The organism is Streptomyces sp. NPDC025651 (assembly GCF_055558735.1).
In genome coordinates this window covers 212,952-239,112 of the sequence record NZ_JBVHLZ010000007.1, presented here as the reverse complement: position 1 = coordinate 239,112, position 26,161 = coordinate 212,952, and the positions used below count along the sequence as shown (strand labels likewise).

Genomic DNA, 26,161 nt, shown 5'->3' with positions numbered 1-26,161 from the left:
CCGTCCTCCCTTCCCCCACCCCCCCCGCTTCCCCCACACCCCACTTCCCCCAAGACGAGTGTTCAGAGGGCATACATGGTGAGTGTTCAATCGCCTCCCGGTGGCCGAGAAGTCCCTTACGCGCGTGTGCTGTTGCTGCCCGCCATGCTGATGGCCGCGGCGACCGGGGCCGCCGTCGCCGCGGTGACGGAGCCGGCCCGGGTCGCGGTCGGCTGGTGCGGCGCCGTCGCGACCCTCATGGTCATGGCCGTCGGCGCGGAAGCCGTGCGGCGCGGCCGGACCATCCGGGGACAGCGCGCGCAGTACGGACAGCAACTCGCCTACCTCGAGCGGCGCATCGCAGCGCACGACGTGGAGACGGTGCGCCTGGGCCGGGAGATCCTGCCCGAGGCGCTCTGGCGGCTGCGGCAGGGCGAGTCGCCCGCCGAAGTGGTCCGCAACGTCGTCGACAAGGACGAGGCGTACCGCGATCTCCCCGACTCCCAGCGCGAGTTGCTCCGCTCCGTGCTCGAAACGCTGGACCACGAGGAAGCGATGCGCGAGTCCGCGCAGCGCGCCTTCGTCAACATCGCACGGCGCGTCCAGTCGATCGTCCACCAACAGGCCGCGGAACTGCGGGACATGGAGGAGTTCCACGGCCGCAACCCCGAGGTCTTCGACGACCTGCTGCGCATCGACCACGGCACCGCGCTGATCGGCCGGCTCGCCGACTCCATCGCGGTGCTCGGCGGTGCCCGGCCGGGCCGCCAATGGCCCAAGCCCGTACCGCTGTTCAGCGTGTTGCGCGGCGCGATGTCCCGGATCCTCGACTACCCCCGTGTCGAACTGCACTCGATCGCCAACGTCGCGATCCACGGCACGTCCGTCGAGCCCCTCATCCACGCCTGCGCCGAACTCCTCGACAACGCCACGCGGTACTCACCCCCGCAGACCAAGGTGCACGTCACCGCCGTCGAGGTGCAGACCGGTATCGCCGTGGAGATCGAGGACGGCGGCGTCAGCCTCAGCGAGGAGGCGCGGGCCAGGGCCGAGCGCATGCTGGAGCAGGCGCAGGCGGGCATCGACCTCAACGACCTCGGTGAGACGCCCCGGCTCGGCATGGCCGTCGTCGGCCGCCTCTCGCAGATGTACAACATGCAGGTCTCCCTGCGGCAGTCCGCCTACGGCGGCGTCCGCGCCGTGCTGATCGTGCCGCGCGAGATGATCACCACCGGGCCCGCGCCCGGCCTCGCCCACGGCATCGGCGCCTCCGCGGTGCCCCGCGTGGACAACAGCGGCCGCACCATCGAGGAGCCGGCCCGCAACATCCGCCGCAAGAAGCCCCGCGTCGTCACCGCAGGGCCGCCGCTGCGCACACCGATCACCGCGACCATGGAGGACGACGTCCCCGAGGTCACCGAGTGGACGCCCAACGGCCTGCCGCAGCGCCGCAGCCGCGTCAAGATCCCCCTCTCCCAGAGGTACGCCCAGGAGGCCGAGGCCCAGCGGGTCGCCGAGGCCCACGCGGCCGCGACGGCGCCGCCCCCGGCGCCCGCCCCGAAGAAGGACCCCGTCGAACCGGGCCTGTGGATCGAGGCGTTCATGAAGGGCGTCAAGGGCGAGGACGGACCGGGTGAGCCCGACCCGTCGGCTCCCCAAGGGCCTCAGGGGCAACTGGGACCGCAGGGGCAACAGGGCCCGCAGGGATCCCACGGACCGCAGGAAACCAACCAGAACAACCACGGCAGCGCCGACGAGAGGGACTGGCAGTGATCCAGCAACGCGCCAATTTCGACTGGATGCTGAAGGAGCTCGCCGACGGGGTTCCGCAGACCCGCCAGATCGTCGTGCTCTCCGCCGACGGGCTGCGCATCGCGCGCTACGGCGGCGACCCCGACGCGGCCGACCGCATCGCCGCGGCCTGCGCGGGCCTGCAGAGCCTCGCCGCGGCCGTGGCCACGGAGATCCCGCACAGCGACGGCGGGATGAAGATGGTCATCATCGAGATCGACGGCGGCTACTTCTACTTGATGGCCGCGGGCGCCGGCGCCTATCTCGCCGTGCTCGCCGACGAGACCGTCGACGCGGGCCTCATCGGCACCCGCATGCGCGATCTCGTCGTACGCATCGGGGCCCACCTGACCAGCCCGCCCCGGCGTGACGGGCAGGCCGTATGACTCCTCCGCAAGACTCTCCCCAAGGCTCGAAACAGGGCGACGTACCAGCGCAGGGCGGACTGCCTCCGCAGCGGGAACGCCGCAGTCCGGAGAATCCCGAGCGGCTGTACATCCTCACGGGCGAGGACTCCGAGCGGGCACCGCTCGACCTCGTCACCCTGATCGTGGCGCAGGGCGAGGCGTCCCCCACCACCCAGCCGGAACACTCGGCGGTGCTGCGGCTGTGCACGACGCCTCTCTCCGTCGCCGAGGTCTCGGCCTATCTGGGGCTTCCGTTCAGTGTCGTGACCGTCGTCCTGACGGAGTTACTCGCGGCCGAGCTCGTCCAGGCGCGCGCCCCCATCGTCCGCTCCGCGCTCCCCGACCGATCCCTTCTCGAAGCGGTGATGCATGGACTTCAGAAACTCTAAGAACACGGACACGATCACCGGCCCCCGCAGCGAGGACGTCCTGCCGCACACGGCCACGGCCGCCGTGAAGGTGGTCATCGTGGGCGGGTTCGGGGTCGGCAAGACCACGATGGTCGGCTCGGTGAGCGAGATCCGCCCCCTGACCACCGAAGAGACCATGACCCAGGCGGGCATCGGTGTCGACGACAACTACGGCTCCGAGTCCAAGACGGCCACCACCGTGGCCATGGACTTCGGCCGCATCAGCATCTCCGACGAGCTGGTCCTCTACCTCTTCGGGACCCCGGGCCAGGAGCGCTTCTGGTTCCTGTGGAACGGCCTCTTCGAAGGCGCGCTCGGCGCGGTCGTGCTCATCGACACCCGCCGCCTGGAGGTCAGCTTCGACGTGATCGGCCGCCTGGAGGAGCGCGGCGTGCCGTTCGTCGTCGCCGTCAACGACTTCCCCGACGCGCCCCATCACCCGATCGAGACCCTCCGCAAGGCGCTCGACCTGGAGCCCGAGGTGCCGATCATGGCGTGCGACGCCCGCCGCAGGGAGTCGAGCCGGGACACCCTGATGACCCTGATGCGCTACCTCCACTCCCTGACGGTGGCCCGCGTCTGAGCCGACGGCGGCCCCGCGCCCCCGACGACCCCGCATCCCGTAACACCGCAACCCCCCTTCCGCGAACCCGGAGCGACGACCGTGACGACTCCCTCCCCCTCCTGGCCCGGCACCGACGACCAGACCGCGCCGCCCCCCGGCTGCCCCGCCCACGGCCTCGGCCCCGGCGGACTGCGCCGCCTCTACGGCCCGGAGGCGGACACCGACCTCGCGGGTCTGTACGAGAAGCTGCGCGCCGAGCACGGCCCGGTCGCACCCGTGCTGATCCACAACGACGTACCGATCTGGGCGGTGCTCGGCCACAGCGAGAACCTCCACATGGTCCGCACTCCCTCGCAGTACACCCGCGACTCGCGTATCTGGCGGGCCGTGAAGGACGGCACGGCGGGCCCGGACAACCCGCTCGCGCCCGTCTTCACCTGGCAGCCGATGGCCACCTTCGCCGAGGGCGACGAGCACCAGCGGCTGCGCGGCGCCGTCACCGGCGCCATGTCGAGCATCGACCACCGCGGCGTGCGCCGTTACATCAACCGCTACACGAACCACCTGCTCAACGACATCTGCCAGGACGGCCGTGCCGACCTCGTCAGCCAGTTCGCCGAGCACCTGCCGATGATGGTGATGTGCCACGTCCTCGGGATGCCCGAGGAGTACAACGAGCGCATGGTGCAGTCGGCCCGCGACATGATCAAGGGCACCGAGACCGCCATCGCCAGCAACGCGTACATCATGGAAGTGCTGATGGGGCTCGTGGCCCGGCGGCGCGCCAACCCCGAGGAGGACTTCACCAGCAACCTCATCGCGCACCCCGCCCAGCTCACCGACGACGAGGTCGGCGCGCACCTGCGCCTGGTGCTCATCGCCGCGTACGAGGCCACCGCCAACCTCATCGCCAACGTGTTGCGGATGGTCCTCACCGACCCGCGCTTCCGCGCCCAGCTCAGCGGCGGCCAGATGACGGTGCCGGAGGCGGTCGAGCAGTCCCTGTGGGACGAGCCGCCGTTCAGCGCCATGGTCGGCTACTTCGCCAAGCAGGACACCCAGCTCGGCAGCCAGCGGATCCGGGCGGGCGACGGCCTGATCTTCGGCATCGCGCCCGGCAACGTCGATCCGGTGGTCCGTCCCGACCTCACCGCCAACATGCAGGGCAACCGCTCGCACCTCGCGTTCGGCAGCGGACCGCACGAGTGCCCCGGGCAGGACATCGGCCGTGCCATCGCCGACACCGGTGTCGACGCGCTCCTGATGCGGCTTCCGGACGTCGAACTGGACGTGGACGAGCGGGAGTTGCGGTGGACCTCGTCGATCCTGTCGCGGCACCTGGTGGCGCTGCCGGTGAAGTTCGCGCCGCGGCCGCCGCAGGACGTGATGGCCCGGCCCTCCGCGCAGGTGCCTGCGCCGCGCAGGGACTGGCAGGTGTCCTCCCCGCCGCCGCGTCCGCAGCAGCCCGCCGCTGCCGCCCAGGCCCCGGCCGCCGCGCGGCCGGCCGCGCCCGCCGCGGCCCCGGGGCCCGAGGCCGCCCGGCCCAAGGGGGCCTGGCGCCGCTTCCTGACCTGGTGGCGGGGTTACTGATCCCAGGTCTCGTACGCCGTCCAGGCGTCCAGCGTCCGCCCGCTGACGAAGCGGTGCCGGGCGCCCGTGACCGGATCCGTGAACTCCAGGGCACGCGCCAGGAGTTGCAGGGGCCGTCGGAAGTCGTCCGGCGCCACGGGTCCGGTCACCACCGGGTAGACCGGATCGCCGAGGATCGGCAGGCCCAACGCGTTCATGTGGACGCGCAGTTGGTGGGTGCGGCCGGTGTGCGGGGTGAGGCGGTAGCGCCCGAGGCCGTCCCGGTGCTCGATCAGCTCGACCACGCTCTCGCTGTTCGGCTCGGCGCCCTCGACCTCGTACGCCGCGATGACGCCGCGGTCCTTCTCGATGTGGCTGCGTACGGTGCGGGGGAGCGGCACGGCCGGGTCGTACGGCGCCACCGCCTCGTACTCCTTGTGGACTTGGCGGTCGCTGAACAGTGTCTGGTAGGCGCCGCGTTCCTCGGGGCGCACCGTGAACAGGAGCAGCCCGGCGGTCAGCCGGTCCAGGCGGTGCGCGGCGCCGAGCGTGGGGATGCCGAGCTGCGTGCGCAGCCGGGCGAGGGCGGTCTGGGCGACGTGGCTGCCGCGCGGCATGGTCGCGAGGAAGTGCGGCTTGTCCACGACGACGATGTGCTCGTCGCGGTGGACGACGTCGAGGGCGAACGGCACGGTGACCTCCGGCGGGAGGTCCCGGTGGAACCAGACGAAGGCACCCGGCAGATAGGGCGTGTCCGGCGTCACCGGCACCCCGTCCGCCCCGACGATCGCGCCGTCCCGCAGCATGGCGTCGATGACCCCGGGCCCGGCCGCGAGCCGCTCCACCAGGTGGTCGCGGACGGTGGCCCACGCCCCGTCGGGCGGCAGCTTGACCCGGACGGGGTCGACGCCGTCGCGCTGGGGGAGCGGGGCGGGCGGAATGCGGGGCTTGCGTCTCATCAGGAGGTCAGCGTACGGGGCGTGGCGGCGTGGGCGGGCGGGCCCGGAATTCTCTGTCCTTGCCGGTGGCTCGCTGCCACGATGGGGCCATGCCTTACAAGATCCCCGATGTCATCGCGCCCGGCGCCCTCGCCCGTGGGGAGCAGCCGGTGATCCCCGTCCCCGGAGGCCTCGCCATCCGCCCGTGGGCCCTCGCCGACGCGGGCGCCGTGTACAAGGCGTTCCAGGACCCCCTGCTCCAGCGGTGGCACGCGCGCGTGGCGGACTCCGAGAGCGAGGCGCGCGGCTGGATCGAGGAGTGGCGGGCGTCCTGGGCCGACGAGCGCAACGCGTACTGGGCGATCGCCGACACCGGCTCGGACGAGGTGGTGGGCCGGATCGCCCTGAAGTTCATCGTGCTGGCCGACGGGCAGGCCGAAGTCGCCTACTGGACCATGCCGACGGCGCGCAGGCGCGGTGTCGCCTCGCGCGCCCTGACCGCGCTCACGGAGTGGGCCTTCGACGAAGTGGGCCTGCACCGCCTGGAGTTGACCCACTCCACGGCCAACGAGGCGTCCTGCGGGGTCGCCCTGAAGACCGGCTTCGCCGCCGAGGGCACGAAGCGGCTCGCCGGTCTGCACGAGGACGGCTGGCACGACATGCACCTGCACGCGCGGATCAAGGGGGACGGCCCTACCGCACCGGTATGACGACGGGCCCGGCTACGCCCACGGTTTACGGCCGCTGCCACGTGGGTTGAGGCCGGGATTCAACCCTGCGTGGGACGCTGGGCCTCGCCGGTTCCCCCTACCGTCTGGTGCTGACCGCACCACCGTCGTACCAGGGGGAATGCGCATGCGTACCGTCCACAAGACCGGGCTCGCCGCGGCCGCGGCCCTCGCCGGGCTCACCGCCGCCGTTCTGCCGGGCAGCAGCGCGAGCGCCGCGTCCGCGTCCGCGGTGGAGCGGCCGTCGGCGAAGACGGCCGCGAAGGCCGGTGGTCCCGCGGCCGCCGCGGGCTGTCCCGTCACGCGGTGGAACCACACGGGCAGGTACAAGTGCGGAACCCGTGTCATGGACGCCCACTGGGACTCGAGCACCGGGGTCGACGAGACGTTCGTGATCGCCCCGGACCGGACCATCTGGCACATCTGGGCCCGGTCCGGCGGCTGGAAGCAGATGCCGAACGGCGGCCGCGCGGACGACATGGCGGGCTACGACACGTCCAACGGGCGGACGGTGGCGGTGTGGGTCGGCAACGTGAAGTGGTGCACGAACTACAAGGACAACAAGTGGAACGCCTGGCACAAGTGCCGGGGCTGAGCCCGGCGCGTCGCCGTGTGGGAACCGCGGGCCGTGCGTGGCTGATCGCGCGCGGCGGAGGGAGCCGCGCAGGGCACGGCCTCGCGCCCCTCGCGGGGCGCGGCGGCCGCTATGCGGCCTGTTCCTGCTCCGCCTCCACCTGCGCGTTCCACTCCCGCTTCGAGGCCTGCCAGCCGTCCTCGTTGTGGCCGAGGCGCCAGTAGCCGGAGATGGAGAGGCGCTCGCGCGGGATCTCGCGTTCCATGCGGAGGTAGCGGCGCAGTTCCTTCACGAAGCCCGCCTCGCCGTGGACGAAGGCCTGCACGTCGCCCGCGGGGAACTCCAGGGCGCGCACCGCCTCGACGAGCCGCTCGCCGACGGGGCGGTCGCCGCGGTGCAGCCAGACGACCTCCGCGTCCGTGGCGATCTTCTGCTCCTCCTCGGGGCCCTCGACCTCGATGAGGACGCGGGCGACGGCCCCCTGCGGCAGCGCCTCGGCCGCGGCCGCGATCGCCGGCAGCGCGCTCTCGTCGCCGGCGAGGAGGTGCCAGTCGGCGTCGGCACCGGGGGCGTAGGCGCCGCCGGGGCCGAGGAAGCGGACCGTGGCGCCCGGCTCGACGCGGCGCGCCCACGGCCCGGCGAGGCCCTCGTCGCCGTGGATCACGAAGTCGAGGGCGAGCTCACGGGCCTCGGGGTCCCACCAGCGCACCGTGTACGTCCGGGTCACCGGCCACTGCTCGCGCGGGAACTCCTCGCGGATCCGCTGCATGTCGAACGGCTCGGGGTAGGTGACGCCCTCGACGTCGAAGAGCAGTTTCACGTAGTGGTCGGTGCAGTCGCCCGCGGTGAAATCGGCGAGGCCCTCGCCGCCGATGACGACGCGCACCATGTGCGGGGTCAGCCGCTCCGTGCGCACGACCTGCCCGACGTGGGCCTTCGGTGCTTTGCGTGCCGGACGTTCTGCCATGGCGACGGCCTCCCCTGATCCACAAATACTTAGGCTTGCCTAAGCTAACACCTCACGCGTGGAGAGTGGAGAGCAGGCGCTGCAGCGAACTGCCGAGGCCCCAGCGGGCCGCCAGCTCGTCGAGGGCCGCCGGGTCGCGCGGCTCGCGGGGGAGTGCGACGTCGACGTCGGGCAGGGGTACGTCGCCCGCCACCCGCACGACCTTGGGCGCGACCGCCACGTACGCACGGGCCTCGTCCAGGCGCTTGCGCTGGGAGGGGGTGAGCTTCGACTTCGGGTCGTCGACCGCGGCCATGATCCCGGCCAGGTCGCCGAAGGCGTCCAGGAGCTTGGCGGCCGTCTTCTCGCCGATGCCGGGCACGCCGGGCAGGCCGTCGCTCGGGTCGCCGCGCAGCAGTGCCAGGTCCACGTAGCCCGGCCCGTCCACGCCGTACTTCTCGCGGAGCCAGGTCTCGTCCGTGGTCTGGAGCGTGCCGACGCCCTTCAGGGGGTACAGGACGCGGATGCCGCGCTCGTCGTCGACCAGTTGGTAGAGGTCGCGGTCGCCGGTGACGATGTCGACCGGGCCCGTGGCGCGGGCGGCGAAGGTGCCGATCACGTCGTCCGCCTCGTACGCCTCGACGCCCACGCGGGCGATGCCGAGCGCGTCGAGGACGTCCTCGATGACCGGCACCTGCGGCGAGAGCGTGTCCGGGATCTCCTCGGCGTCCGCGCCCTGCGGGACCTCCTCGGCGACGCGGTGCGCCTTGTAGGAGGGGATGAGCTCGACCCGCCAGTGCGGGCGCCAGTCCGCGTCCATGCACGCGACCAGGTCGTCCGGGCGGTGGTCCTGGACGAGGCGGGTGATGAAGTCGAGCAGCCCGCGCACGGCGTTGACCGGGGTGCCGTCCGGGGCCTTCACGGATTCCGGGACCCCGAAGTAGGCCCGGAAGTAGAGGGAGGCCGTGTCGAGAAGCATGAGCCGTCGTGTTCGCTGAGTCACATCGCGCATCATGCCGCACGGCACCGACAGCCGGGCCGCATGGCACCGACAGCCGGGCCGTGCGGCACCGGCCGCGCGGCTTCGTTGCGCATCGCGACACTTCTTGTCGAGAGTGCAACAAATGTGAACTGGAACACTCCTTGGTTTGGCCTGTGTAAGCGCGGGAAGGCGCGCATCCGGAGCGAACCCGGTCGAGTATTCAACTTTTCGATCGGGCAAGTGGGCAGAACCCCACGCCGCTCCACGGCCCGCCGGCGGGGGAGGCGGGCCGTCTTGGTTCGACCCGAGAGGTGTATGTGTCCAGGCTGCAGGCCGAGCACTTGTACAAAGTGTTCGGCAGACGACCCGATGACGCGGTGGAGAAACTCCGCGGCGGAGCCGACCGAGAGGAGCTGCGCGCCGACGGCACCACCGCTGCCGTGATCGACGCCTCCTTCGAGGTCGAGCCGGGCCAGATCTTCGTCGTCATGGGTCTCTCCGGATCCGGCAAGTCCACGTTGCTGCGCATGCTCAACGGACTGTCGGAGCCGACGGCCGGTCACGTCCGCTTCGACGGTCAGGACCTGACCGAGCTGAGCGCCCGTGAGATGCGCGAGGTGCGCTCCAAGAAGATCAGCATGGTCTTCCAGCACTTCGCCCTCTTCCCGCACCGCAGCGTTCTGGAGAACGCCGGCTACGGCCTGGAGGTGCAGGGCGTCCCGCGCGCCGAGCGCGAGAAGCGCGCCACCGAGGCGCTGGAGCTCGCGGGCCTCAAGGGCTGGGAGAAGTCCTGGCCCGACGAGCTGTCCGGCGGCATGCAGCAGCGCGTGGGCCTGGCCCGCGCGCTCGCCACCGACGCCGACCTGCTCCTCATGGACGAGTCGTTCAGCGCCCTCGACCCGCTGATCCGCCGCGACATGCAGGACCAGCTCCTGGTGCTCCAGAAGCGGCTGAAGAAGACCATCGTCTTCATCACCCACGACCTGAACGAAGCCATGCGCCTGGGCGACCAGATCGCCGTCATGCGCGACGGCCGCATCGTCCAGATCGGCACCTCCGAGGACATCCTGGTCACCCCGGCCAACGACTACGTGGCCTCGTTCACGCAGGACGTCGACCGGGCCAGGGTGCTCACCGCGGGCGCGATCATGGCCGAGCCCGACAAGGACTTCGCCCAGGCCGACGCCCCCGCGACCGTCACCGAGGACACCCCCATCATCGAGCTGTTCACGCCCTGCTCCACCAGTGGTGTGGCCGTGGCCGTGACCGACGACGACGGCAAGCTCGTCGGCGTCGTGCCGCGGGCGCGCCTGCTCGCCGTGCTCGGCGAGCCGATGAAGACGGAGACGGCGGCGGAGCCGCAGGACGCGGTTCCGGCCTCCGTACCCGCGCAGGACAACGGCGGCAAGAGCGTGGGCAAGGTGAGCAGCGGTGCCTAGGATTCCCTTCGGCGACTGGGTCAATGACTCGGTCGAATGGCTCAGAACCCATATGGACTGGCTGTTCGATCTCATCAAGACGATCTTCCAGAACATGTGGGACGGCGTCTACGACGTCCTCTCCGCGCCCGAGCCGCTCCTGATGGCGGGCATCCTCGCCGTCATCGCGTTCTGGCTGCGCGGCCTGCTCGGCGGCGTGCTCTCCTTCGCGGGCTTCGCGTTCATCGTGTCCCTGGAGCTGTGGGACAACGCGATGATGACGCTGTCCCTGGTGCTCGTCTCCACCTTCGTGGCGCTGGTCATAGCCGTGCCCGTGGGCATATGGGCGTCCCGCTCGAAGACGGTCAGCGGCATCGTGCGCCCCGTCCTCGACTTCATGCAGACGCTGCCCGCGATGATCTACCTCATCCCGGCGCTGCTGTTCTTCCGCATGGGCGCCCCCGCGGGCATCGTCGCCACGATCGTCTTCGCGCTCGCCCCCGGCGTGCGCATGACCGAGCTCGGCATCCGCCAGGTCGACAAGGAGCTGGTCGAGGCCGCCGACGCGTTCGGCACCACGCCCCGCAACACGCTCTTCCGCGTCCAGCTGCCGCTCGCGCTGCCGACGATCATGGCCGGTGTCAACCAGGTCATCATGCTCGGCCTCTCCATGGCGGCCCTGACCGGCATGGTCGGAACGCCGGGCCTCGGCGCCGACGTGAACGCGGCCATCGGCCAGCTCGACGTCGGCCTCGGCGCCGAGGCGGGCGTCTCCATCGTGATCCTCGCCATCTACCTGGACCGTGTCACCAGCGGTCTGGGCGGCCAGGTCTCCCCGCTGGGCCGCCGGGCGCTCGCCAAGCTGCGGGCCGCGCAGGGCCTGAACATCTGGAACTACCGCCCCCGGCCCGTCGTCGCGATGGTCGGCGTCGTCGTCCTCGCGCTCGTCGCGGGCGGCATGGGTATCTTCGGCGGCACCAAGTCCGAGTCCGTGGCCGACTCCAAGAACGTCGGCCAGGGCAAGGAAGTCAAGATCGGCTACATCCCCTGGGACGAGGGCGTCGCCTCCACCTTCCTCTGGAAGGAGATCCTGGAGCAGCGCGGCTTCAAGGTGACCACCAGCCAGCTGGAGGCAGGCCCGCTGTACACCTCCCTGGCGCAGGGCGACATCGACTTCCAGACCGACTCCTGGCTGCCGACGACGCACGCCTCGTACTGGAAGAAGTACGGCAAGGACCTCGAGGACCTGGGCGACTGGTTCGGCCCGACCTCCCTCGAGCTGACGGTCCCCGCCTACATGAAGGACATCAACTCCCTCGAGGACCTCAAGGGCAAGTCCGACCTGTTCAAGGGCAAGATCACCGGCATCGAGTCCAGCGCCGGAATGATGGGCCTGCTCAAGGACAAGGTCCTCGGCGAGTACGGCCTGGACAAGGAGTACAAGGTCGTCGACGGCTCCACGCCGGCGATGCTGGCCGAGCTGAAGGCCGCGTACGCCAAGAAGGAGCCGATCGTCACCACGCTGTGGTCGCCGCACTGGGCGTACAGCGACTTCGAGCTGAAGAAGCTCAAGGACCCCAAGGGTGCCTGGGGCAAGGGCGACGGCGTGCACACGCTGGCGCGCAAGGGCTTCTCGAAGGAGAACCCCGAGATCGGCAAGTGGCTCAAGGACTTCAAGATGAGCGAGAAGCAGCTCACGAGCCTTGAGGCCGAGATCAACAAGGCCGGCAAGGGCCAGCAGCAGGACGCCGTGCGCGCCTGGCTGAAGAAGAACCCGGGCGTCGTCGACAAGTTCGCGCCGCTGCCGAAGAACTCCGGCAGCGACGAGAACAAGCGTCCGCTGAAGGCCGCGTACTTCGCCTGGGACGAGAACATCGCCGTCACCAACCTGTGGAAGCGCGTCCTGGAGAAGCGCGGCTACACGATGGAGCTGACGCCGGCCGACGTGGGCCCGGCCTACACCGGTCTCGCGCAGGGCGACCTCGACCTCAACCTGGACGCCTGGCTGCCCACCGCCCAGAAGACGTACTGGGAGAAGAACAAGGCGAACCTCAACGACCTCGGCTCCTGGTACAGCCCGACGTCGCTCGAGGTCGCCGTCCCGTCCTACGTCAAGGACGTGAAGTCGCTGGAGGACCTCAAGGGCAAGGGCGACAAGTTCAAGGGCAAGATCATCGGCATCGAGCCGGGCACCGGCGTGATGCAGGCGCTCAAGGACAAGGTCCTGCCCGGCTACGGCCTGGAGGACGAGTACGAGATCGCCGCGGGCTCGACCCCCGCGATGCTCTCCGAGCTGAAGGCCGCCTACGCCAAGAAGGAGCCGGTCGCGGTCCTGCTCTGGTCGCCGCACTGGGCGTACAACGAGTACGACCTCACCAAGCTGAAGGACCCCAAGGGCGGCTTCGGCAAGGGCGACACGATCCGCTCGCTCTCCAGCAAGGACTTCCCGAACCAGTACCCGCAGCTCACGAAGTGGCTCAAGAACTTCAAGATGAGCGAGCAGGAGCTGGCGAGCCTGGAGAACGAGATCAACAAGGCGGGCAAGAACAACGAGCCCAAGGCCGTCGACGCCTGGTTGAAGAAGAACCCGGGCTTCGAGGAGAAGATGACCTCCGCGAAGTAGTCGGACGCGCTCAGCACTCCCGAGGGGTGGGCCTCGCCTTGTGGCGAAGCCCACCCCTCGCGCCGTTCCGGCGGGCCGCCCCGGTCCCTAACCTCGACGGGGCACCCGCTTCTTCGTACATCTGAACGTGAGACCCCACCCGTGACCGCAAGGCAGCCGAGGACGGCGCTCTTCGCCGTCGCCGCCGTCCTGGCCCTGGCCGCCGCCCTGCTCGTCGCGCAGCTGGCGCGGGCGGACGCCACCCCCGCCTCCGCGGGCACCGCACGCCTGGCCGCCCTCGCCGAGGACGTCACCGCCGCCGACGGACACCGCTACGACGCGCGGGACCACACCGGCCGCACCATGGACGCCGCGCAGATCGAGCAGGCACAGGACGGCACCTATCTCGCCGTCTACCACACGCTGGTGGACGACGGCCGCTTCCATGCCGCCGTCGCCACCTCCACCGACCTGCGCCACTGGACGCGCCGCCACGACTTCGGACCGGGCACGCACCAGGCCTCCCTCGCGCACGACGGCCGGGGCGGCTATGTCCTCGCGTACGAGAAGGACCCGCGCAACCACATAGCGGTGCGCGCGTACGCGGATCTGGGCGCGCTCCTCGACGGCCGCGCCCGCCGGGCCTTCGACGCGCCCCTGACCCTCTCGCGCTGCGCCGAGGGCACGCCGAGCGTCACCGCCGTGCGCGGCGCCACGATCCACCTCACCGGGCACTACCGTGCGGGCTGCGACACCGACCGCCAGCTGCGCGCCACGCTCACCGGCTTCCGGCACTGGCACGCCGAACCGGACCGGCGCCTGGACCGGGCGGTGCACACCTGGGGCAACGGCGGCAACATCGGCGACCGGGCGCCCGTCGAGCTCGGCGGGCAGCGCGTGGTGCTCGTCGAGGGGCAGGGCAGGCGCGGCGACTTCGGCAGTTGGGGCACCTACGCGTACGACCCCTCAAGTGGCCGCGCGGACCGCCTCGACATCCGCACGCACGGCGGCAGCCGCGCCTTCGCCAACCCCTCGGCGACCCTGCTGACCGACCCCGAGGGCCAACCCGCCCTGCTCGTCAGTCTGTTCGTCCCGGGTGAGGGTTCGGCACGCGGCGAGGCCGGGCAGCTGCTCTACTGGCACAAGCTGTAGCCGTCGGTCGGGGCAACGGGGCAAAACCGTTTGGCGAACATGCGTAGGGTGCAGAAAGCCCCTCAGGGTTGAGAGTGGGTCGATGCGCTGAAGGGAGCCGAGGCGATGGACGAGCACAAGGAGACCCTCCGGGTGGGCTCGGCCGTGCGGCGCCGCCGCCGACAGCTGGAGCTCACCCTCGCCGTCGTCGCCGAGCGCAGCGGCCTGTCGGTGCCGTTCCTCAGCCAGATCGAGAACGAACGCGCCCGGCCCAGCATGCGCTCCCTGCAGCGGGTCGCCGACGCCCTGTGTACCACCGACGTGGAGCTCCTGGCCGCCGCCGACCCGGCCCGCACGGTGGAGGTGGTGCGCGCCGACGACGACACGGACCTGGACGTCTCCACCCCTGAGGCGCGGGTGCGGGAACTGGCCCGCGGCCACCATCAGCTGCATGCCCTTGAGTTCATCGGCGACCACGACGAGGGGCGCGAGTTCCAGCACCGCAACGACGAGTTGATGTACGTCGTCGAGGGCGCCGTCGAGATGGAGGCGGAGGGCCGCGCCTACCGCCTGGGGCGCGGCGACAGCCTGTTCCTGACGGGCGGGGTCCGGCACCGCTGGCGGGCCACCGTGCCGGACACCCGCGTCCTGGTGGTCGCCGTGGGGGACCACATCGAGGCGGTGGACGGCAGGGGGCGCTGAGATGGCGTACGGGCTGGGGGCGGGCTCGGCCTCGGCCTCGCCGCGGGTCGTCTCGCTGGTGCCCTCGCTGACCGAGGCGGTCGCCGTGACCGTGCCCGGGGCGCTGGTCGGGGCGACGGACTGGTGCAGCCACCCCGCGGACCTCGACGTGGTGCGGGTGGGCGGCACCAAGAACCCCGACGTGTCCCGCGTCGTCTCCCTCGCCCCCGACCTGGTGATCGCCAACGAGGAGGAGAACCGCGCCCCCGACCTCGCGGCGCTGCGCGCGGCGGGCCTCCAGGTCCTGGTCACCGAGGTGCGGACGCTGGAGCAGGCCTTCCGGGAGCTGACGCGGGTCCTCGCCGCGTGCGGGGCGGGGCGCCCGAGGTGGCTGGAGGAGGCCGAGTCGGTGTGGCGGGAGCTGCCCAGCCCCTCGATGCGCCTGCGGGCCGCGGTGCCGATCTGGCGCCGCCCGTGGATGGTCCTCGGCCGGGACACCTTCGCGGGAGACCTCCTGGCGCGCATGGGAGTCGACAACGCGTACGCCGCTCACGCCGAGCGCTACCCCCGCATCCCCCTGGAGGAGCTGCGCGCGGCGGACCTGGACCTGGTGGTCCTGCCCGACGAGCCGTACCGCTTCACGCGGGACGACGGCCCCGAGGCGTTCCCGACGCGCACGCCGGTCGCGCTCGTCAGCGGCCGCCATCTCACCTGGTACGGGCCGTCGTTGACGGAGGCCCCGGCCGTGCTCGGCGCGGCGCTGCGAGCGGCACGTCGGCAGATGTAGCCGCCGCTCGGGGCCGCGGCCCGGCGCGGACCGGTACGCGCCCGCCGGCGGCGGCCGCCGAGGCCGGCAGGCCGTTGCTCCGGCAGCCCAGGAGCTACTTCCGCACCGGCGCCGCGAGCAGCCTGCCGCTGAGGACGCCGCTCAGGGTGTGCGCCAGGGCCACGGCCCAGGCGGCCACGAGGAGGGCGAAGAGGCCGGTCGCGAGCCAGTCGAAGACCGCGAGCCCGGTGTGCTTGGCGAGGCCCTCGGCGCCGGTCACGCAGGTGCCGACGGGGAAGGTGAAGGCCCACCAGGTCATCGCGAAGCCCATGCCGTGGCGCCGGGCGCGCACCACCATGGCCGCGGCGAGCGCCAGCCACATCAGGGCGAAGCCCATCACGGGCACGCCGTAGAGCACGGCGAAGGCGAGGAAGCCCCGGTCGAGCGGGGCGGGGACGACGCCGGGCGCGAAGTCGGCGAGCTTGTTGGTGGCGGTGGTCGACTGGCCGAGGGGGCCGAGCACCAGGAAGAGGGTGGGGGTGAGCGCCAGGGGCAGCGGGCCCGCGGTCACCAGACGGGCGAAGATCACCGGCAGCATCACCAGAGTGGCGAGCAGGCTCAGGCCGAACATCGCGAAACAGGCGTACAGCATGGTCTGCTGGGCCTGGCCCGCGGGCAGGTGGGGGATGAGCAGGGGGCCGACGGCCGCCGAGACCATCGGGGCCACCACGGGCAGCAGCCACACGGGCGACGCCTGGTCGGCGGCGATGCGGTGGCGGACCACCATCAGGTACGGGATGGCGACGGCGGCCGCGAGCCCGATGAGCGTGCCCGCGGTGAACAGCACGGTGTCGACCGCGACGGCCGCGCCCGTGCCGATCCAGTCCTTGCCGACGATCAGGGTGCCGGCGCCGACCGCGAGCAGCGCCATCGACAGACAGCCGTAGAAGGGGGCCACGGTCGGGTCGAGGAGGTGGGCACGGGCCTGGTCGCGGTGGTGGACCCAGTGCGCGGCGCGGGCGGTGAGCAGGACGGCGAGGAGCACCAGGGAGAGCGCCCAGACGACGGTGCAGGCCGTGCGCACTCCGGTGAACTGGTACGGCAGGGCGGCGCCCGCGTTGGCGATGATGGCGGTGCCCATGACGGAGGCGTACCAGTTCGGTCCGAGGTGACGGACCGCGGGGACGCGGGCGGCGGCGAGGCCGGTGCCGGTGGATGCGGCGGAGTGTGCGGTGGTGACCATGGGTCCACGGTCGTACGGGGCGACGGGCGCCACCAGGGAGCACTCTTCTATGGGCGCATAAGCTGGCCTTATGAGCACGTCGTCACCCACACCCGCCACGCCTCCCACGTCCCCCGTGCCCACGGAGGCACCGCTCGCCCACCGTGTGCCCGACCTCGGGGCGCTGCAGCTGCTGCTCGCGGTGGCCCGGCTCGGCAGTCTCGGGCGGGCCGCGCGGGAGCTGGGCATCACGCAGCCCGCGGCGAGCAGCAGGGTACGCGCCATGGAGCGGCAGCTGGGCGTCGCCCTCGTCGACCGGTCGCCCCGCGGCTCGCGCCTGACCGCCGCGGGGGCCCTGGTGACCGACTGGGCGGGGCGGATCGTGGAGGCGGCGGAGGCCTTCGACGCGGGCGCGCAGGCGCTGCGCGACCGGCGCGACTCGCGGCTGCGGGTGGCGGCGAGCATGACGATCGCCGAGTATCTGCTGCCGGGCTGGCTGATCGCCCTGCGCACCCAGCGGCCGGACACGGCGGTGTCGCTGCTCGCGGACAACTCCGCCGCGGTCGCGTCCCGGCTCCTCGCGGGGGAGGCGGACCTCGGTTTCGTGGAGGGGCTCACCGTGCCGGGCGGGCTCGACGAGGTGGTCATCGCACACGACCGCCTGGTCGTCGTGACGGCGCCGGGACACCCGTGGGCGCGGCGCAGGAAGCCGCTCGCCGCCGAGGAGTTGGCGGCGACCCCGCTGATCCTGCGCGAGGAGGGCTCGGGCACCCGGCAGGTCCTCGACGCGGCGCTCGGCGGCCTCGCCCGTCCCCTCATCGAGCTGTCCTCGACGACCGCGGTGAAGGCCTCGGCCGTGAGCGGCGCGGGCCCCTCGGTCCTGAGCGAGCTCGCGGTGGGCGAGGAGCTCGCGGCGCGGCGTCTGGTGGAGATCCCGCTCGCGGACGTGCGGCTGCGCAGGGAGCTGCGGGCGGTCTGGCCGACGGGGCATCGGCCCGCGGGGCCGGGGCGGGATCTGTTGGCGTTGACGCGGAGCGGGACGGGGGTGCGGGGGGCGTAGGCGCTGCCGCATTCCTGTTCCCCGGGCGAGTGTCCGGCGTGATCTCCGCATCCGGATCCGGATCCGCCCCCCCGCATCCGCCCCCCCCGCATCCCCCCGGCATCCGGCAGGCAAACAAACTGTTCACAATGAACTGTTGACTACGGGTCGTGTGTGGATCCATGCTGGACGCATGCCGAATCCCGAACAGCCGCCGCACCCCGAGCAGTCGCCGAACCCCGACCCCTTCGCCCCGCCGCACCCCGAACAGGCCCGCGCCCAGCGTGTGTACGCGGCCCTGATGCGCATCGCCGAGCGGCACGCCGCCGACGACGAGCAGCGCGGGCGGCAGGTCCACCCCACCGTCATCGGCCCGCACGAAGCGGTCCGGCTCGTGTCGTTCCTGATGAGCGGCGCCGCCCGGCCCGTCGACGGCGAGCCGGAGGTGGACCACGCCGACATCACGGCGGCACTGACCCTCCTGCCGCTGGTCCGCGGTGAGCTGGACGAGCTGGAGACCGGCCTCCTCCAGATGGCGCGCGGGCGCGGCATGACCTGGCCGGAGGTCGCCTTCGGCCTCGGCCTCGGCACCCCGCAGGCGGCCCGGCAGCGGTACGAGCGGCTGGTCGCGCGCACGGGAGGCGGAGAGGAGTAGGCCCGCCGGGTTCGCGGTGCCCGGTGGGCGCGGGAAAATCCCTGGCGGCAGGGGGTGGAGGGCCCTCACCATGGGGCGCATGATCCCCACCGCGCCTCCGGCCACCGGCGTCCGCACCCCCTGGCAGCACCTCCCCGCGCGCGTCCGCGGCGCGCTGGAGGCCGAGCTCGGTGCGCCCGTGGTCGACGCGGTGACGCAGAGCGGCGGATTCTCGCCCGGGGTCGCCGCCCGGGTGCGGCTCGGCGACGGCCGGCGCGCCTTCGTCAAGGCCGTCAGCTCCGAGGGCAACCCCGCCAGCCCCGCCCTGCACCGCGCCGAGGCCCGGCACTCCGCGGCCCTGCCGGAGTCCGTGCCCGCGCCCCGGCTCCTCGCCTCCTACGACGACGGCACCTGGGTCGCCCTCGCCTTCGAGGAGGTCGAGGGGCGTCAGCCCGAAGTGCCGTGGCGCGCCGCCGAGTTCGAGCGCGTGCTCGACGCCGTGGCGCAGCTCGCGCGGGCCCTGACGCCCGCGCCCTTCGACGCCCCGTCCGTCGTCGAGGCGGAGGCGGAGAGCTTCCGCGGGTGGGAGCAGCTGATCGAGGCCGGGGCCGAGGGCGACGAGCGGCTCGACCCCTGGGCCCGCCGCAACCTGCGTGCCCTCGCCGAACTCGCCGCCGACTGGCCCGAGTTCGCGGCGGGCGACACCCTCGCCCACGGCGACCTGCGCGCCGACAACATGCTCCTGACCGCCGGGGACGGCACCCGGGGCGAGGGGCGCGTCGTCTTCGTCGACTGGCCGCACGCCGTGCGCGCCGCGCCCTGGTTCGACCTGCTGGTCATGCTGCCGTGCGTGCGGGCGCAGGGCGGACCCGACCCGGAGGCCGTCTTCACCGCCCACCCCGTGGGCCGCGACGCCGACCCGAAGGGTGTGACCGCCACGCTCGCCGCCCTCGCCGGGTACTTCGTACGGGGATCCCTGCAGCCCGGCCCGCCGGGCCTTCCGACCCTGCGCGCCTTCCAGGGTGCCCAGGGCGCGGCCGCCCTGGACTGGCTCAGGACGCGGCTCGGACCAGCGCTGCCATGACGCGCGTGTCCTCGCCCATCTCCGGGTGCCACTGAACGCCCAACGCCCAGGCGGGCGAGGGGAGTTCGACGGCTTCGACGGTGCCGTCCGCCGCGTGGGCCGAGGCCGTGAGGCCCCGCCCCAGGCGGTCGACGGCCTGATGGTGGTAGGTCGGCACGTCCGTGGAGGCGTCCGGCGCGATCGAGGCGTAGAGCGTGCCGGGCACCGGCTTCACCGGGTGCGTGCCGAACACGCCGACCCGCTCCACGTGCCCCTCCAGGTGCTGGACCAGCGTCCCGCCGAGCGCCACGTTCATCAGCTGCATGCCCCGGCAGATGCCGAGCAGCGGCGTGCCGGACGCCAACGCCGCCTCGATCAGGGCGAGTTCCCAGGTGTCCCGCTCCCGCGCGGGCGGCCCGGTCCGCTCCTCGCGCTCCGCGCCGTACCGCACGGGTTCGACGTCGGGGCCGCCCGCGACGACCACGCCGTCGAGCCGGGCGACGACGGACGCCGCGTACGCGGGATCGTCCGGCGGCAGCATCACGGCGATGCCGCCCGCCGCCTGCACGAGGCGCGGGTATCCCGCGGGCAGCAGGGCCGCGGGCAGCTCCCACACGCCCCAGCTCGCCTTGGACTCCAGATAGGTGCTGACCCCGATCAGCGGCCTGCCGCTCACTGCGCTCTCCCTCACCGTTCTCGCTCGCCTCTCCCTCTCCGCTGTGATCAGTTGTTCTCCGCTGTGATCAGTCGCGTTCCAACTCTGCCTCGGCCGCCGCAAGCGCAGCGAACTCCTCCTCCGGCGCGCGGGCCACCAGGTGCTTGCGGCTGTAGATCCCGAAGTAGGCGATGGCGACCACGTACACCGCGAGCGCGATGAACGCCGCCGTCACGTCCACCAGGAACGTCGCGACCAGCGCCGCGCAGGCGAGGACCAGCGCCACGGACGACGTCAGGACGCCGCCGGGCGTGCGGTAGGGGCGCTCCAGGTCCGGTTCGCGGCGGCGCAGCACGATGTGCGAGAGCGACATCAGGGCGTACGAGATGGTCGCGCCGAACACCGCGACGTTCAGCATGCGGGCGCCGTCCCCGGTCGCCGCGGCGAGCCCGAAGCCGATCGCGCCCGGCACGAGCAGGCCCAGGTAGGGGGCCTTGCGGCTGCTGGTGAGCGAGAGGAAGCGGGGGAGGTAGCCGGCCCGGGAGAGCGCGAAGAGCTGGCGCGAGCCCGCGTAGATGAGGGAGAAGAAGGAGGCCACCAGGCCCGCGAGCCCCGCGTAGTTGACGATGCGGCTGAGCGTCGTCGCCTCGCCGCCCGGCTGCAGCGCCTCCACCAGCGGGTTGCCCGCGTCCTGGATCGCGTTCGCGCCGCGTGCGCCGGCCGAGGCGAAGAAGGTGAGGAGCGCGAGCACGACGAGGATCGCCATCGACCAGCGGATCGCGCGCGGCAGCGTGCGGGCGGGGTCCTTGGTCTCCTCGGCCGCCAGCGGTACACCCTCGACGCCGAGGAAGAACCACATGCCGAACGGGAACGCCGCCCAGATGCCCAACAGCCCCATCGGCAGCCAGGAGTTGGCGCCGAAGGCGGAGGCGTCGACCGGGATGTCGTCGAGCCTGGAGGCGTCGAAGTCCATGAACGCGCCGACCGCGAAGACCAGCAGCGCCGCCACCGCGATGCCGGTGACGACGAAGCTGAAGCGCAACGCCTCGCCCACGCCCCACAGATGGATGCCGATGAAGATCACGAAGCAGGTCAGATAGACGGGCCAGCCGGACGTCAGGCCGAACAGGCCGAGCGACTCGACGTAGTCGCCGATGAAGATGGAGATGGCCGCGGGTGCCAGCACGTACTCGATGAGGATCGCCGTGCCGGTGAGGAAGCCGCCCCACGGGCCGAGCGCGCGGCGCGCGAAGCCGTAGCCGCCGCCCGCCGTCGGCAGGACGGACGACAGCTCGGCGAGGGAGAAGACCATGCACGCGTACATCACGCCCATCAGGCCCATCGCGATGCCGAGGCCGCCGAAGCCGCCCTCGGCGAGGCCGAAGTTCCAGCCCGAGTAGTCGCCGGACACGACATAGGCGACGCCGAGTCCGGTGAGCAGCAGCCAGCCCGCGCTGCCCCGGCGGAGCGTTCTGCGCTCCAGATAGTCGTCCGCCGGTTCGGCGGCGCTCGGCTTGTTGGACTCCACGGTCATGGCACGGCTCCTATGCGGCGGCGCTGCGGGCTTGGCGGGTGACTCAATGGAACGGATCCACACCTTTGCCGTGCCGGGTGGGAGAAATCAAGCCCCGTGCGTTACACCGCGGTTAATCGCACCTCACCCGCCCTCGGACGCGGCTCAGGTGAGGAAGCCCCGCAGCAGGGCCGCCGTCCCCGCGCAGTGCTCCCGCATCATCTCCCGCGCGCCGTCCGCGTCCCCGTCGAGCACGGCCTCGACCAGCGCGGTGTGCTGGCGCTGGGAGTGCTCCAGGTTCCGCACCAGGAGCGGGATGCAGTCGAGCAGGTCGTTGACGGTGGCCCGCACCGCCGCGTACTGCGCGGTGAGCGTCGGCGAACCGGACAGTTCGGCGAGCGTGAGGTGCAGCAGCGTGTCCAGCCTGCGGTACTCCGCAAGAGGGGCGTCGCGGGTCTGCGCGAGCGCCGCGCGCAGCCGGTCCGCCTGTTCGTCGCCCAGGCCGTGCGCCGCGCACAGCCCGGCCGCCCCCACCTCAAGGACCTCGCGGAAGCGCAGCGCGTCCTCGACGTCGACGTCCGCGACCCTGCGCCGCAGTTCGTCCTCGCCCGCCGCCTCGGGGCGCGGCCGCACGAACGTGCCGCCGTAGCGCCCGCGGCGCGACTCGACGAGGCCCTGGTCCTGCAGCACCTTCAGGACCTCGCGCAGCGTGACCCGGCTGATGCCGAGACGGTCGGCCAACTCCCGCTCCGACGGCAGGCGTTCGCCGCCGGGCACCAGGCCGAGGCGGACCACCTGGAGGATCTGCTCCAGGGCCTCCTCGAAGCCGTTGCCCGCCCGCACCGGGCGAAGGACCTGCGTCAGCCGGTCGTCGTCCGCCGCGGTGCCCTCTTCCGTGTGCGACATGCCCGTACCCCCTTCCCAAGCAATGGTTCTCCGCAATACCTTATGGCTCCCGGCTGACCCAAGGAGGCTTTTCCCGTGGCAGACCGCACACCACCGCTCGCCGTCGAGGAGCTCCGCTCCCTCGTCGCGAGCGGCGAGATCGACACTGTCGTCCTGGCCTTCCCCGACATGCAAGGGCGGCTCCAGGGCAAGCGGTTCGCCGCCCGCTTCTTCCTCGACGAGGTCCTCGAACACGGCACGGAGGGCTGCAACTACCTCCTCGCCGTCGACACGGAGATGAACACCGTCGACGGATACGCGATGTCCTCCTGGGACCGCGGTTACGGCGACTTCGCCATGCACGCCGACCTGAGCACCCTGCGCCGGGTCCCCTGGAACGAGGGCACCGCGATGCTGATCGCGGACCTCGCGTGGAACGACTCCTCGCCCGTCGTGGCCGCGCCCCGGCAGATCCTGCGCCGCCAGCTGGAGCGGCTCGCGGAGCTCGGCCTCACCGCCCACGTGGGCACGGAGCTGGAGTTCATCGTCTTCAAGGACACCTACGAGCAGGCCTGGGACGCGGGCTACAAGGACCTCACGCCCGCCAACCAGTACAACATCGACTACTCCGTCCTCGGGACCGGCCGGATCGAACCGCTCCTGCGCCGCATCCGCAACGACATGTCGGCCGCCGGGCTCGTCGTCGAGTCGGCCAAGGGCGAGTGCAACCCGGGCCAGCACGAGATCGTTTTCAAGTACGACGAGGCCCTGGTCACCTGCGACCAGCACGCCATCTACAAGACCGGCGCCAAGGAGATCGCGGCCCAGGAGGGCGTCTCGCTCACCTTCATGGCCAAGTTCAACGAGCGCGAGGGCAACTCCTGTCACATCCACCTCTCGCTCCAGGACGCCGAAGGCAACAACGCCATGGCGGGCTCCTCCGACGACCCGGGAGGCATGTCGCCCGTCATGCGGCACTTCCTCGCGGGCCAGCTGGTGGCGCTGCGCGACTTCTCCCTCCTGTACGCGCCCAACATCAACTCCTACAAGCGCTTTCAGCCCGGCTCCTTCGCGCCGACCGCCGCCGCGTGGGGCTACGACAACCGCACCTGCGCGCTGCGCGTCGTCGGCCACGGCCGTTCCCTGCGCTTCGAGAACCGGCTGCCCGGCGGCGACGTCAACCCGCACCTCGCGGTCGCCGGGCTGGTCGCCGCGGGTCTGTACGGCATGGAGCAGAAGCTCGAACTGCCCGACGAGTGCACCGGGAACGCCTACACCGGCGACTACGAACACGTCCCCACCACCCTGCGCGAGGCCGCCGAGCTCTGGGAGAACAGCCCCGTCGCCAAGGCCGCCTTCGGCGACGAAGTGGTCGCGCACTACCGCAACATGGCGCGGGTCGAGCTGGACGCCTTCGACTCCGCGGTGACCGACTGGGAGCTCCGCCGCTCCTTCGAACGCATGTGAGGAACGACTTGCTGCAGGTACTCAACCCGGCGACCGAAGAGGTCGTCGCGTCCGTCCCCGCCGCCACCGCGGCAGACGTCGACGCCGCCGTCCTCCGGGCCGCGAGGGCCCAGGAGAAGTGGGCGGCCACCGCCCCCGCCGACCGCGCGCGCCTCCTGCGCCGCTTCGCCGCCGCCGTCGACGAACACGTCGAGGAACTGGCCCGGTTGGAGGTCCGCGAGGCCGGGCACGTCATCGGCAACGCCCGCTGGGAGGCGGGCAACGTCCGCGACCTGCTCGACTACGCGGCCGGGGGAGTGGAGCGCCTGAACGGCCGTCAGATCCCCGTGCCCGGCGGCCTGGACGTGACGATCCTCGAACCCCTCGGTGTCGTCGGCGTCATCGCGCCCTGGAACTTCCCGATGCCGATCGCGGCCTGGGGCACGGCCCCCGCCCTCGCGGCCGGCAACGCCGTGCTCCTCAAGCCCGCGGAGACGACCCCGCTCACCGCGCTGCGCCTGGCCGAACTCGCCCTGGAGGCAGGCCTTCCCGAGCACCTCTTCCAGGTCCTGCCCGGCACCGGCGCCGAGGCGGGCAACGCCCTCGTCGAGCACCCCGGCGTCGCCAAGATCGTGTTCACCGGCTCCACCGGCGTGGGCAAGCAGATCATGGCCAGGTGCGCCGACCGCGTGAAGCGCGTGACCCTCGAACTCGGCGGCAAGAGCCCGAACATCGTCTTCGCCGACGCCGACGTGGAGGCCGCCGCGCTCGCCGCGCCCGGCTCCTTCCTCGACAACTCCGGCCAGGACTGCTGCGCCCGCACCCGCATCCTGGTGCAGCGCTCCGCGTACGACCGTTTCGTCGAGGTCCTGGCGCCCGCCGTCGCGTCGTACGTCGTCGGGGACCCGGCCGACGAGAAGACCCAGATGGGCCCGCTGATCTCCAAGTCCCAGCTGGAGCGCGTGCGTTCGTACGTCGCCCCGGGCTCCGGCATCCACGGGTCCGCGCCCGAGGGCCCCGGCTTCTGGTTCCCGCCGACGCTGCTCACCGACGTCGCCCCGGACGCGCCCGTCGCCGTCGAGGAGGTCTTCGGGCCGGTCGCCGTCGTCATCCCCTTCGAGGACGAGGCCGACGCGATCCGGCTCGCCAACGCCACCGAGTACGGCCTGTCCGGCTCGATCTGGACCCGGGACGTCGGCAGGGCGCTGCGCGTCTCGGGGGCCGTGCGGGCCGGGAACCTGTCCGTCAACTCCCACTCCAGCGTGCGCTACTGGACCCCCTTCGGGGGCTACAAGCAGTCCGGGCTCGGCCGCGAGCTCGGCCCGGACGCGCTGACCGCCTTCACCGAAACCAAGAACGTCTTCATCAGCACGGAAAGCACGGAGGCCTGAGCACCCATGACCGAAGACAACATCTGCCGCCGTCTCGTGGGCCGCACCGCCGTCATCACAGGAGCCGGCAGCGGCATCGGCCTCGCCACCGCGCGCCGCCTCGCCTCCGAGGGCGCCCACGTCGTCTGCGGCGACATCGACGAGAGCGCGGGCAAGGCGGTCGCCGACGAGGTCGGCGGGATCTTCGTGAAGGTCGACGTGACCGACGCCGAGCAGGTCGAGGCGCTCTTCAAGACGGCCTTCGACACCTACGGCTCCGTCGACGTGGCCTTCAACAACGCGGGCATCTCGCCGCCCGACGACGACTCCATCCTGGAGACGGGCCTGGAGGCCTGGAAGCGCGTCCAGGAGGTCAACCTCACCTCCGTGTACCTGTGCTGCAAGGCCGCCATCCCCTACATGCGGCGCCAGGGCAAGGGCTCCATCATCAACACCGCGTCCTTCGTGGCGCGGATGGGCGCGGCGACCTCCCAGATCTCCTACACCGCGTCCAAGGGCGGCGTCCTGGCCATGTCCCGTGAGCTGGGCGTGCAGTTCGCCCGCGAGGGCATCCGCGTCAACGCGCTCTGCCCGGGCCCGGTCAACACCCCGCTCCTTCGGGAGCTGTTCGCCAAGGACCCCGAGCGCGCGGCCCGCCGCCTCGTACACATCCCCGTGGGCCGCTTCGCCGAGGCCGAGGAGATGGCGGCCGCGGTGGCCTTCCTCGCCAGCGACGACTCCTCGTTCGTGAACGCCACGGACTTCCTCGTGGACGGCGGTCTCACCGGGGCGTACGTCACCCCGCTGTAGGCCCATCGGGCACAGCCCCCGCAGTTCACCCAGCAGC

25 protein-coding genes are annotated in these 26,161 nt (G+C 72.0%); 18 read left to right on the top strand and 7 right to left on the bottom strand.

Going from position 1 to position 26,161, the window contains the following annotated elements:
* Nucleotides 1–75 precede the first annotated feature (75 nt).
* The 5 genes from ACZ4D5_RS25190 (at nt 76) to ACZ4D5_RS25170 (ending at nt 4,742) form a co-directional block, all read left to right on the top strand.
* Nucleotides 76–1,752 (top strand): ATP-binding protein, encoded by a 1,677-nt coding sequence (locus tag ACZ4D5_RS25190; protein WP_467774656.1) that lies wholly within the window; start codon nt 76–78, stop codon nt 1,750–1,752.
* Nucleotides 1,749–2,156, top strand: coding sequence for a roadblock/LC7 domain-containing protein (locus ACZ4D5_RS25185; RefSeq protein ID WP_362327567.1), 408 nt, complete (start codon nt 1,749–1,751; stop codon nt 2,154–2,156). The genes ACZ4D5_RS25190 and ACZ4D5_RS25185 overlap by 4 nt, the downstream gene beginning before the upstream one ends.
* The gene (locus tag ACZ4D5_RS25180) at nt 2,153–2,566 is read left to right on the top strand and encodes a DUF742 domain-containing protein (RefSeq protein WP_467774655.1); all 414 of its coding nucleotides are present in this window, start codon (nt 2,153–2,155) and stop codon (nt 2,564–2,566) included. Before ACZ4D5_RS25185 ends, ACZ4D5_RS25180 begins: the two co-directional genes overlap by 4 nt.
* Complete coding sequence (locus ACZ4D5_RS25175; RefSeq protein ID WP_467774654.1) at nt 2,547–3,170, top strand: GTP-binding protein; 624 nt, start codon at nt 2,547–2,549, stop codon at nt 3,168–3,170. The genes ACZ4D5_RS25180 and ACZ4D5_RS25175 overlap by 20 nt, the downstream gene beginning before the upstream one ends.
* Nucleotides 3,171–3,251: 81 nt before the next feature.
* Nucleotides 3,252–4,742 carry a cytochrome P450 gene (locus ACZ4D5_RS25170; RefSeq protein ID WP_467774653.1) on the top strand — a complete coding sequence of 497 codons (1,491 nt, stop codon included), beginning with the start codon at nt 3,252–3,254 and terminating at the stop codon, nt 4,740–4,742.
* Here the strand turns inward: ACZ4D5_RS25170 and ACZ4D5_RS25165 are convergent.
* Nucleotides 4,736–5,680 carry an RluA family pseudouridine synthase gene (locus tag ACZ4D5_RS25165; protein WP_467774652.1) on the bottom strand — a complete coding sequence of 315 codons (945 nt, stop codon included), beginning with the start codon at nt 5,678–5,680 and terminating at the stop codon, nt 4,736–4,738. The two genes, ACZ4D5_RS25170 and ACZ4D5_RS25165, sit on opposite strands and share 7 nt — an antisense overlap.
* Nucleotides 5,681–5,769: 89 nt before the next feature.
* Between ACZ4D5_RS25165 and ACZ4D5_RS25160 the strand changes: the two genes are divergently transcribed.
* Both ACZ4D5_RS25160 and ACZ4D5_RS25155 read left to right on the top strand, forming a co-directional pair.
* On the top strand, nt 5,770–6,369 hold the full coding sequence (locus ACZ4D5_RS25160; protein ID WP_467774651.1) for a GNAT family N-acetyltransferase: 600 nt from the start codon (nt 5,770–5,772) through the stop codon (nt 6,367–6,369).
* 145 nt (nt 6,370–6,514) lie between these two features.
* The gene (locus tag ACZ4D5_RS25155; protein WP_467774650.1) at nt 6,515–6,982 is read left to right on the top strand and encodes a hypothetical protein; all 468 of its coding nucleotides are present in this window, start codon (nt 6,515–6,517) and stop codon (nt 6,980–6,982) included.
* A gap of 109 nt (nt 6,983–7,091) precedes the next feature.
* Here the strand turns inward: ACZ4D5_RS25155 and ACZ4D5_RS25150 are convergent, their stop codons facing one another.
* Together ACZ4D5_RS25150 and ACZ4D5_RS25145 are read right to left on the bottom strand one after the other, a co-directional pair.
* Nucleotides 7,092–7,928, bottom strand: coding sequence for a siderophore-interacting protein (locus ACZ4D5_RS25150; protein WP_467774649.1), 837 nt, complete (start codon nt 7,926–7,928; stop codon nt 7,092–7,094).
* Between the two features lie 52 nt (nt 7,929–7,980).
* Nucleotides 7,981–8,886 (bottom strand): 5'-3' exonuclease, encoded by a 906-nt coding sequence (locus tag ACZ4D5_RS25145; RefSeq protein ID WP_467774648.1) that lies wholly within the window; start codon nt 8,884–8,886, stop codon nt 7,981–7,983.
* A 320-nt stretch (nt 8,887–9,206) separates the two neighbouring features.
* Here ACZ4D5_RS25145 and ACZ4D5_RS25140 point away from each other — a divergent pair, with 320 nt between their 5' ends.
* The 5 genes from ACZ4D5_RS25140 to ACZ4D5_RS25120 all read left to right on the top strand — a co-directional run bounded on the left by ACZ4D5_RS25140 (nt 9,207) and on the right by ACZ4D5_RS25120 (nt 15,508).
* Nucleotides 9,207–10,328 (top strand): quaternary amine ABC transporter ATP-binding protein, encoded by a 1,122-nt coding sequence (locus ACZ4D5_RS25140; protein ID WP_467774647.1) that lies wholly within the window; start codon nt 9,207–9,209, stop codon nt 10,326–10,328.
* Entirely contained in the window at nt 10,321–12,930 is a 2,610-nt protein-coding gene (locus tag ACZ4D5_RS25135) for an ABC transporter permease/substrate binding protein (RefSeq protein ID WP_467774646.1), read from the top strand. The genes ACZ4D5_RS25140 and ACZ4D5_RS25135 overlap by 8 nt, the downstream gene beginning before the upstream one ends.
* A 141-nt stretch (nt 12,931–13,071) precedes the next feature.
* On the top strand, nt 13,072–14,061 hold the full coding sequence (locus ACZ4D5_RS25130; protein ID WP_467774645.1) for a hypothetical protein: 990 nt from the start codon (nt 13,072–13,074) through the stop codon (nt 14,059–14,061).
* Nucleotides 14,062–14,166: 105 nt separating this feature from the next.
* Nucleotides 14,167–14,742, top strand: coding sequence for a helix-turn-helix domain-containing protein (locus ACZ4D5_RS25125; protein ID WP_467774644.1), 576 nt, complete (start codon nt 14,167–14,169; stop codon nt 14,740–14,742).
* Between the two features lies 1 nt (nt 14,743).
* Nucleotides 14,744–15,508: a helical backbone metal receptor gene (locus ACZ4D5_RS25120; protein WP_467774643.1), complete on the top strand. Its 765-nt coding sequence runs from the start codon at nt 14,744–14,746 to the stop codon at nt 15,506–15,508.
* A gap of 94 nt (nt 15,509–15,602) precedes the next feature.
* Here ACZ4D5_RS25120 and ACZ4D5_RS25115 read toward each other — a convergent pair whose 3' ends face one another.
* Complete coding sequence (locus tag ACZ4D5_RS25115) at nt 15,603–16,730, bottom strand: TDT family transporter (protein ID WP_467774642.1); 1,128 nt, start codon at nt 16,728–16,730, stop codon at nt 15,603–15,605.
* Nucleotides 16,731–16,800: 70 nt separating this feature from the next.
* On the opposite strand from ACZ4D5_RS25115, the gene ACZ4D5_RS25110 reads away from it, so the two are divergent.
* From ACZ4D5_RS25110 to ACZ4D5_RS25100, 3 genes are all read left to right on the top strand, one after another.
* A complete protein-coding gene (locus ACZ4D5_RS25110; protein ID WP_467774641.1) occupies nt 16,801–17,769 on the top strand; it encodes a LysR family transcriptional regulator in 969 nt (322 codons plus the stop codon).
* A 172-nt stretch (nt 17,770–17,941) separates the two neighbouring features.
* Nucleotides 17,942–18,403 carry a DNA-binding protein gene (locus tag ACZ4D5_RS25105; protein ID WP_467774640.1) on the top strand — a complete coding sequence of 154 codons (462 nt, stop codon included), beginning with the start codon at nt 17,942–17,944 and terminating at the stop codon, nt 18,401–18,403.
* A 79-nt stretch (nt 18,404–18,482) separates the two neighbouring features.
* A complete protein-coding gene (locus ACZ4D5_RS25100) occupies nt 18,483–19,466 on the top strand; it encodes a phosphotransferase family protein (protein ID WP_467774639.1) in 984 nt (327 codons plus the stop codon).
* Here the strand turns inward: ACZ4D5_RS25100 and ACZ4D5_RS25095 are convergent.
* The 3 genes from ACZ4D5_RS25095 to ACZ4D5_RS25085 form a co-directional block, all read right to left on the bottom strand.
* Complete coding sequence (locus ACZ4D5_RS25095) at nt 19,435–20,121, bottom strand: gamma-glutamyl-gamma-aminobutyrate hydrolase family protein (RefSeq protein WP_467774638.1); 687 nt, start codon at nt 20,119–20,121, stop codon at nt 19,435–19,437. The genes ACZ4D5_RS25100 and ACZ4D5_RS25095 overlap by 32 nt on opposite strands.
* Before the next feature lie 67 nt (nt 20,122–20,188).
* The gene (eat, locus tag ACZ4D5_RS25090; RefSeq protein ID WP_467774637.1) at nt 20,189–21,634 is read right to left on the bottom strand and encodes an ethanolamine permease; all 1,446 of its coding nucleotides are present in this window, start codon (nt 21,632–21,634) and stop codon (nt 20,189–20,191) included.
* Nucleotides 21,635–21,778: 144 nt separating this feature from the next.
* A complete protein-coding gene (locus ACZ4D5_RS25085) occupies nt 21,779–22,519 on the bottom strand; it encodes a FadR/GntR family transcriptional regulator (RefSeq protein ID WP_467774636.1) in 741 nt (246 codons plus the stop codon).
* 75 nt (nt 22,520–22,594) lie between these two features.
* Between ACZ4D5_RS25085 and ACZ4D5_RS25080 the strand changes: the two genes are divergently transcribed.
* The 3 genes from ACZ4D5_RS25080 to ACZ4D5_RS25070 are packed head-to-tail and all read left to right on the top strand — an operon-like array spanning nt 22,595 to nt 26,124.
* Nucleotides 22,595–23,965, top strand: coding sequence for a glutamine synthetase family protein (locus ACZ4D5_RS25080; RefSeq protein ID WP_467774635.1), 1,371 nt, complete (start codon nt 22,595–22,597; stop codon nt 23,963–23,965).
* An 8-nt stretch (nt 23,966–23,973) separates the two neighbouring features.
* A complete protein-coding gene (locus ACZ4D5_RS25075) occupies nt 23,974–25,335 on the top strand; it encodes an aldehyde dehydrogenase family protein (RefSeq protein ID WP_467774634.1) in 1,362 nt (453 codons plus the stop codon).
* Nucleotides 25,336–25,341: 6 nt separating this feature from the next.
* Nucleotides 25,342–26,124: a 3-oxoacyl-ACP reductase gene (locus ACZ4D5_RS25070; protein ID WP_467774633.1), complete on the top strand. Its 783-nt coding sequence runs from the start codon at nt 25,342–25,344 to the stop codon at nt 26,122–26,124.
* Nucleotides 26,125–26,161 lie beyond the last annotated feature (37 nt).

Bases quoted from the DNA above. Each gene is read 5' to 3' on its own strand.
- ACZ4D5_RS25155 (WP_467774650.1), top strand. From the start codon at position 6,515: ATGCGTACCGTCCACAAGACCGGGCTCGCCGCGGCCGCGGCCCTCGCC.
- ACZ4D5_RS25110 (WP_467774641.1), top strand. From the start codon at position 16,801: ATGAGCACGTCGTCACCCACACCCGCCACGCCTCCCACGTCCCCCGTG.
- ACZ4D5_RS25175 (WP_467774654.1), top strand. From the start codon at position 2,547: ATGGACTTCAGAAACTCTAAGAACACGGACACGATCACCGGCCCCCGC.
- ACZ4D5_RS25120 (WP_467774643.1), top strand. From the start codon at position 14,744: ATGGCGTACGGGCTGGGGGCGGGCTCGGCCTCGGCCTCGCCGCGGGTC.
- ACZ4D5_RS25105 (WP_467774640.1), top strand. From the start codon at position 17,942: ATGCCGAATCCCGAACAGCCGCCGCACCCCGAGCAGTCGCCGAACCCC.
- ACZ4D5_RS25100 (WP_467774639.1), top strand. From the start codon at position 18,483: ATGATCCCCACCGCGCCTCCGGCCACCGGCGTCCGCACCCCCTGGCAG.
- ACZ4D5_RS25125 (WP_467774644.1), top strand. From the start codon at position 14,167: ATGGACGAGCACAAGGAGACCCTCCGGGTGGGCTCGGCCGTGCGGCGC.
- ACZ4D5_RS25085 (WP_467774636.1), bottom strand. From the start codon at position 22,519: ATGTCGCACACGGAAGAGGGCACCGCGGCGGACGACGACCGGCTGACG.
- ACZ4D5_RS25150 (WP_467774649.1), bottom strand. From the start codon at position 7,928: ATGGCAGAACGTCCGGCACGCAAAGCACCGAAGGCCCACGTCGGGCAG.
- ACZ4D5_RS25180 (WP_467774655.1), top strand. From the start codon at position 2,153: ATGACTCCTCCGCAAGACTCTCCCCAAGGCTCGAAACAGGGCGACGTA.
- ACZ4D5_RS25145 (WP_467774648.1), bottom strand. From the start codon at position 8,886: ATGCTTCTCGACACGGCCTCCCTCTACTTCCGGGCCTACTTCGGGGTC.
- ACZ4D5_RS25190 (WP_467774656.1), top strand. From the start codon at position 76: ATGGTGAGTGTTCAATCGCCTCCCGGTGGCCGAGAAGTCCCTTACGCG.
- eat (WP_467774637.1), bottom strand. From the start codon at position 21,634: ATGACCGTGGAGTCCAACAAGCCGAGCGCCGCCGAACCGGCGGACGAC.
- ACZ4D5_RS25115 (WP_467774642.1), bottom strand. From the start codon at position 16,730: ATGGTCACCACCGCACACTCCGCCGCATCCACCGGCACCGGCCTCGCC.
- ACZ4D5_RS25165 (WP_467774652.1), bottom strand. From the start codon at position 5,680: ATGAGACGCAAGCCCCGCATTCCGCCCGCCCCGCTCCCCCAGCGCGAC.
- ACZ4D5_RS25070 (WP_467774633.1), top strand. From the start codon at position 25,342: ATGACCGAAGACAACATCTGCCGCCGTCTCGTGGGCCGCACCGCCGTC.
- ACZ4D5_RS25160 (WP_467774651.1), top strand. From the start codon at position 5,770: ATGCCTTACAAGATCCCCGATGTCATCGCGCCCGGCGCCCTCGCCCGT.